The organism is Rhizobium sp. MHM7A, assembly GCF_005862215.1.
GTDB classification, from domain to species: domain Bacteria; phylum Pseudomonadota; class Alphaproteobacteria; order Rhizobiales; family Rhizobiaceae; genus Rhizobium; species Rhizobium bangladeshense.
This window is the reverse complement of record NZ_VCHT01000041.1, coordinates 1-6,473: the sequence shown is the minus strand read 5'-3', so window position 1 is coordinate 6,473 and position 6,473 is coordinate 1. Positions and strand designations below refer to the sequence as shown.

Sequence of the window (6,473 nt, the reverse complement as noted above, 5' to 3'; positions counted from 1 at the left end):
ATCTGGACAGCGCATCCGCTGTTGCATCGATTCCTGCCAGCTCGTCCTCGGTAAATTCGGTGAAGTCGTAGAAGGTTGGTTCTGAGGGACTCAGCGCCGACGCCGAATGCTCACCCTGCATGCCGCCAAGCGCTGCATCGTTGGCCAATCCCGCGCCTGTATGCCGCTTGGAAAATGGGGACACCTCGACCAAAAACTTTGGCCGCTGCAATTTAGCCGCATCAGACACCTGTTGCGCCGATTGATCTAACAGGCTAGCATAATCTGTCCTCTTCCGCTTCACAATGGATGACCGTTCAGATGGCTCCTGATGGGGAGTGCCCCAGGTTGTATCCTCTTGAGGAGCAAAGTTCGAATCCGATGGTCCTGTTCTAGCAATTGCAGACTTTCCGAGAAACGCCTCTTGTAATATATTATGGCTTGATGTGATCCTCTTAAGGATATGACTGTCGTAGCAGTACGGCTCACCGAGATTTGCCACTATAAAGTCTTCATCTCGCTTAACATTTCGGACGAACATCTCGGCAATATGTCGCTGATCGTCAGCCTGAATTTTGTATGGGTCAAAATCGACTTGATTGTTAAGCGCCAGGCCTATTTCCGCCTTGTATGATTTTATTGGCAGGTTAGCGCAAGGTAGATGTCGAGCGAACCTATCGCTTTGTTCGAGCTTGTTCCAGATATTCTGAATCTCGTCCCGCTGAGTTTTTCCCAATGGCCTATTACGGGCAATCATAAGTGCCTGCATGACACCCTGCATCTTCATCTGTCCAGTGAGATCGTTGGCTTGATTATTTTCAAAGATTGTTTCGCCGCTTCGACCAATGATTGCAATTCGATCAAAAGATTGGGAACAAACGGCCGTAGCCGTTATGAATGCCCAAACGGAATAACTAAGATCGTGCGACTTAGCATCTGGAGAGGTGATAGGGGCGATAGAGTCTCGCGACAGCCAGCGGTCATAACGATCATGCATGGCGGTAAAACTAATGATTCTATCTGTGGCCACGATATTTAGCTCTGTCTTGTAGCCAATGTGACGTGCCCTCGCGAGAAGGATGTAATTAGGAGTATCTCGCGTCTCCAAAATGATATTTGATCGATGCCGCATCGCATCGTCAATCAATTGATCGCGCCAGTTCAAAACAACGAATCGATTTATTTCCTCAACTACATGAGATCCCCGCATTCGAGCGCGGTTGTTGTCGGGAAGAAAAGACGTGAGTTCGTTCTCGCTTACCACTTGAGTGTATTCGGGATCATATTTATTCATTAACTGCCTAATTGCGGAGCTTTTGCCCGCTGCCGGTTGTCCGCCTACAACAAGAAAGATGGGATTCTTCAACCCTCCATTTTCGGCTGCCATGCTACCTAAGATGTCACGTTCAAATATTGCTTTCGCTTCATTTGAATTCAATCTCCTCTTTCTTTCCAGAAAATTATTAAGAACTTCGACCGATTCCCCTGTTTCCATTTTCGGTTTCCTAGTACCAATCGTTTAAAGTTAGCGACGGGCCGCTCTTGATGGTCAATCGCACCACCGCGACATCTCCGACATTGCCGGCGCTCAGGCGGTCCCGGACGGCATCCGCAAGCGTTCGCCTTGGGTGAGCATCTGTTCGCCGGCAGCGCCTAGGACCGGCTGAAGCTCATGGACAAAGCCGCCTGTCTCGACTTCGCGGTCGGGATCATCCGTCGATCCGACGACCAGAAGGGATTCCAGGTCCTGCCCGCCGCTAGAGAATTTCCGTTTTTCTCCGAATCACGGAGATACTCTATCTCTTTGTTTCACGCAATTCCGGACGCAAAACATGGGGTAATCGCGGCGCGATCACCCCAGGTCATATTTATAAGATGATGGCAGGGGTGGTTGCCCCCGATAAGATGGAAAAACGGGCTCACGATTGGAACCGGGCCCAAACATCGAACGGAGAGCAACCATGGACCAATATATCGGGCTTGATGTTTCATTGAAAGAGACTGCGATCTCAATCCGACAGGACGGTAAGCGGATCTGGCGGGGGAAGTGCGCTTCGGACCCCAAACTTGTAGCCGAAATGATCCGCAAACATGCCCCGCATGCCAGGCGCGTTGTCTTCGAGACGGGGCCGTTATCGACGTGGTTCTATCATGGGCTGATCAAGGAAGGCGTGCCGGCGATCTGCATCGAAGCGCGGCACGCACAAAAGGTCTTGAACGAGACGCTCAACAAGACCGATAGCAATGATGCGGACGGCTTGGCGCACCTGGCCGAAGCCGGCTTCTATAAGGCCGACCGGGTCAAGGCTTTCGACAGCATGCTGACACGCACGCTGGTGGCGGCCCGCACTCAGCTCCTGAGCATCTCAACCCAGCTTAGCACGGTTATTGAGGTTGCCGATCGCCTACACCACGACCGCTGAACGATCCGTGCACCAAGGCTCGCCGGGTCCCGTGATTTGGTTCGTCGTCAGCGACCGGATGGAGACGCACCGTCACCCACGTTTGCGGATTGTCATATCAATGCTCGACTGTGCTGCTTACAAATTTGCCGAGGGAACGCAAATCTTCCATCGCTGCTTCGAGATTGCGCAGTGTCAGCCGCATGGACGAGTTTGCTGCGGCATTACGGAGATTCAGATGCAGCATTCCTCGATCCTTCATCGCGGCGAAAGCGTCCCTTTCGTGCATCGGCGTATCTGCAAGCGGCAGAGTACTTAACATCTCCGATATTAGCCGCTCCGAGGAATTTAGCCGGTTGGCCGGCACACGTTGGCGCAGAATTGCGGCTGGTATGGCAAGGTTTTCACCAATCAGCAATTCGATGATGTAACGAAATGTGGCAAGTGCCTCGTCGGCATCGAGGGGAGTAAGCGTTGTCGGGATCAGCAGGAGATTAGAACTAGCGAACACTGTGTTATTGAGCTCGCTGGATCCATGGTGAGTTTCCACTAGGCAATAGTCGAACCCGCGGCCTGCCGCCTCTTCGTAGGCGACCTCAAGAAGCGGCACCTCGTCCGTAATGAAGATCTCACAAAGTGGATCCCAGGTGTTACATCGCGTCGCATTTTCTTTCCATTTGCTGAGTGGCCGATTTTCGTCGGCTTCGAAAAGTGCAATTGTCTTACCATCTGCGGCAAGTGCCGAGCAGAGGCCCATCAGCGCTGTTGTTTTCCCAGCGCCTCCTTTAAATGAGCAGCAGGTTACAAGTTGCATTGAAAACTCCTTGGTGCGGCCGCGTCTTCCCTACGAGAATTTGTATGTAAATTGGTCGTTCTTATACCAAAATGACCGCCTGAAAGATTGTGAATACAGCACGCAGAAGCGGGAATTATATTGCAACTGTAACCGTACATTCTTGAATGTCTGCGGGCGGTTTGTTTATATCGACAAGCGCTCTTCGTGAAAAATGAGCGTCTGGATGCAGCAAGCTGTTCGCCGTAACCGTCGGTCCGCTTGTCTATGACCTATGATGAGAAGCCGGCCTTATCTTAGCTCTTCGATGCCCGTCGCATGGGGACAGTCGGCGGATGGGTACAAGGTTGATCCATCCGGGTGAACTCGCCGAGACCAACGTTCCAGGCAGAACATCCTACAGCAGGCCAGGCGAAGAGCGCAACGGCATGTACGACGATCCAACTGGCTACTGGAACGAATATCAGGAGTAGCCACGCCGACGTTGCTCGCGGGCATTCTGCATCAGTTCCCGGGGCGCATGCCCGGCTAATGACTTAAACGCTCGAGGGACCGCAGCGAAGCTGGGGTGAGCATAGAAGCGCCGCGGAGGTCTAGAGGAATGGACGGGAGCACGACTCGGAAATTGAACACGCTACTGTTTGCCTTCCTTTTTTCGCTGACGATGGGGCTTTTGTTCGCGAGTATTTATGCAAGCTTCTGTCGGCACGGCATCAGCCGCGAAACTATCAATCGCTTCGACATCTTCTCCTTCTGGTACGAAACGCCCCTCTATGTTGGCTACGCCACACCGGTGTTCCTCCGTGGCTTGACCATCGCCGTCAGTACTGCCGTAATCACTACAATGGTGGGCGCCATTGTGATTTTAAAAAAGCGGAATTATCATGGCACAGCGCGCTGGGCCACGCGGCAGGAACTACAGCGAGCGGGCTATATCAGGCGTTTTCGCAACATAACCGGACCGATCTTTGGCAAAACGGTTGGGCCGCGTTGGCCGGGTCGATATCTAACTAACGGCGAACAACCGCATAGTCTCGTCGTGGCCCCGACGCGCGCCGGCAAGGGCGTTGGCGTGGTCATCCCGACGCTTCTGACCTTCAACGGTTCGATTCTGGCGCTCGACGTGAAGGGGGAGCTATTCGAGCTCACTTCGCGCGCCCGCATGGCGCGGGGCGATCGGGTTTTCAAGTTCGCGCCACTCGACAGTGCGGGACGGACCCACAGTTACAACCCTGTGCTTGACATCGTCAACATGCCGCCGGAGCGCCGTTTCAGCGAGACGCGGCGGCTGGCCGTTAACTTGATCGTTGCAAAGGGGAAGGGATCGGAAGGCTTTATTAGCGGCGCCCGAGACCTTTTTATCGCCGGCATACTCGCCTGCATCGAACGCGGTACGCCGACAATCGGTGCTGTCTACGACCTATTCACCCAGCCCGGTGAGAAATACAAGCTTTTCGCCCAGCTAGCTGAGGAAACGCAAAATCAAGAGGCACAGCGAATCTTCGATAACATGGCCGGTAATGATACAAAGATCCTGACTTCCTACACCTCTGTCCTTGGTGACGGCGGCCTGAATCTCTGGGCGGACCCCTTAATCAAGGCAGCTACAACGAAGTCGGATTTTTCAATTTATGATCTCCGCCGCGATCCCACGTCAATTTTTCTCTGCGTTAGTCCAAACGATCTTGAGGTAATCGCCCCCCTCATTCGGCTGTTCTTCCAGCAGGTAGTCTCCATTCTACAGCGGACACTGCCGAAGAAGGACGAAATCTTCGAGGTGCTGTTCTTGCTGGATGAGTTTAAGCATCTCGGCAAACTCGAAGCCATAGAAACCGCGGTAACTACGATTGCTGGCTACAAGGGGCGCTTCATGTTCATCATCCAGAGCCTCTCGGCTTTGACTGGGGTATATGAAGAGTCTGGTAAGGAGAATTTCCTAAGCAATACTGGCATACAGATCTTTATGGCCACTGCCGATGACGAGACTCCAAACTATATTTCGAAAGCCATCGGCGACCATACGTTTCGCGCCCGCTCCACCTCCTTCAGCCAGCGCAACATTTTCGATACCAATATTCAGCTTTCCGACCAGGGCGCGCCGCTGTTGCGGTCCGAGCAAGTGCGCCTCATCGACGACGACATGGAGATCGTGCTGATCAAAGGGCAACCGCCGCTCCGGCTAAAAAAGGTGAAATATTATTCCGACCGCGTGCTGAAGCGGATTTTCGATAGCCAGTCTGGCGCCTTGCCGGAGCCAGAACCCCTCCACCTTGCGACCACTTACGTACAAGCGCCCGCGACGCTGCTCGTTGCCGCGGAATCGCTACCGGATGAAGCGAAATCGGAGGACGCCGTGCAGGCCGCGTTGCCCGATTTTGCCGAGGTCCCGGTGAAAGACCACGCATTCAGCGACTTTCCGGCGGGGGGCGCGGCCAGTTCGGATGCGGGCGGAAAATACGCTGATGTCGAATATGCGCACGACGTCTACGGACCGGACCGGGTCAGCGACGATCACCTGAGCGAGGAGGAACTACAGGCTCTTGCCGCCCAGCGGGCACTTCTTGACCGGATCATCGATCTGCAGAGGCGGTCGAATGCTTGGCAAACAGGTGAACTGGCGCCAGGAGCCATGCACTCGGATGACCACGGTTCTTGAATAAAATATGGGAGTGCCGGATGCTGCTCCCGGTGACAGATGAGAGGAGTTGCTTCGCGAGAAGGCGACGAGAGAATTATCGGGCGTGTCGCAAAGCGGTCGACCGAACGCGTTGAGCTAAATATGTTCTGCTCTTCACGCCTTGTTTAACCTTTTGAAGTCCGAAGAGACGCGCGAGCAGCTCGTTCTGATCATTGACGGTCCACTCTCCGGAGAACCCAAACCCTTTTCGCAGCCACAGCATCGCTTCGAACCCTGCGACAGTTCGACGCGCGGTTTTGAAGGATTGGAATCCGCCGATCTTCGGCATGTTCTTCTTCACGCGGAAATGGTCACTCTCAATGCCTTGTTGGAGATGTTGGGTGGGCGATGTCACGTTGTTTCATGGACGCCTGAACAAGGCGCTTGTTTGTGACGTCAGGCAGTTGCGCCGGTCACGGCTTTCCACTGCGCCATTGCGCGGATCCGGTGGATGTGAGTGGAAAGGGCTGAACGTTTCCAATGCGGGGGAACGAAGAGATTTCGGATTGCTGAAAAGATCGATATGAAACGTTGCAAGCCTGCGACGGATCGAAATCCCTGCATCACCCGTTCTCGTTTTCGAAGTGGCACGTGAGAATTCTCCGCACGATTGTTCAGGCCC

5 protein-coding genes and 3 pseudogenes are annotated in these 6,473 nt (G+C 53.8%); 4 read left to right on the top strand and 4 right to left on the bottom strand.

The features are described 5' to 3' along the window. Positions 1 to 1,474: zeta toxin family protein (locus FFR93_RS39910; protein ID WP_205910761.1), on the bottom strand; the 1,474-nt coding region annotated here is incomplete at its 3' end. Between the two features lie 29 nt (positions 1,475 to 1,503). Here FFR93_RS39910 and FFR93_RS41840 point away from each other — a divergent pair. Continuing rightward, positions 1,504 to 1,732, top strand: a pseudogene (locus FFR93_RS41840) (IS5/IS1182 family transposase); the annotation flags it as partial. A gap of 208 nt (positions 1,733 to 1,940) precedes the next feature. After that, a pseudogene (locus tag FFR93_RS39900) lies at positions 1,941 to 2,360 on the top strand (transposase); the annotation flags it as partial. Positions 2,361 to 2,499: 139 nt separating this feature from the next. Here FFR93_RS39900 and FFR93_RS39895 read toward each other — a convergent pair. Beyond that, positions 2,500 to 3,195 carry a conjugal transfer ATPase VirC1 gene (locus tag FFR93_RS39895; RefSeq protein ID WP_138397177.1) on the bottom strand — a complete coding sequence of 232 codons (696 nt, stop codon included), beginning with the start codon at positions 3,193 to 3,195 and terminating at the stop codon, positions 2,500 to 2,502. Between the two features lie 314 nt (positions 3,196 to 3,509). Between FFR93_RS39895 and FFR93_RS41240 the strand changes: the two genes are divergently transcribed. Then, positions 3,510 to 3,647 carry a hypothetical protein gene (locus FFR93_RS41240; RefSeq protein ID WP_011654551.1) on the top strand — a complete coding sequence of 46 codons (138 nt, stop codon included), beginning with the start codon at positions 3,510 to 3,512 and terminating at the stop codon, positions 3,645 to 3,647. Between the two features lie 128 nt (positions 3,648 to 3,775). Beyond that, on the top strand, positions 3,776 to 5,830 hold the full coding sequence (gene virD4, locus FFR93_RS39890; protein WP_138397176.1) for a type IV secretion system ATPase VirD4: 2,055 nt from the start codon (positions 3,776 to 3,778) through the stop codon (positions 5,828 to 5,830). Between the two features lie 148 nt (positions 5,831 to 5,978). Here virD4 and FFR93_RS39885 read toward each other — a convergent pair. Both FFR93_RS39885 and FFR93_RS39880 read right to left on the bottom strand, forming a co-directional pair. Continuing rightward, positions 5,979 to 6,194, bottom strand: a pseudogene (locus FFR93_RS39885) (DDE-type integrase/transposase/recombinase); the annotation flags it as partial. Between the two features lie 53 nt (positions 6,195 to 6,247). Further along, the coding region (locus tag FFR93_RS39880; protein WP_138397175.1) for a DDE-type integrase/transposase/recombinase at positions 6,248 to 6,473 on the bottom strand (226 nt) is incomplete at its 5' end.

What these genes read in the sequence shown, in the direction of transcription:
- FFR93_RS39895 (WP_138397177.1), bottom strand. Translation starts at nt 3,195, where the DNA reads ATGCAACTTGTAACCTGCTGCTCATTTAAAGGAGGCGCTGGGAAAACA.
- FFR93_RS41240 (WP_011654551.1), top strand. Translation starts at nt 3,510, where the DNA reads ATGGGTACAAGGTTGATCCATCCGGGTGAACTCGCCGAGACCAACGTT.
- virD4 (WP_138397176.1), top strand. Translation starts at nt 3,776, where the DNA reads ATGGACGGGAGCACGACTCGGAAATTGAACACGCTACTGTTTGCCTTC.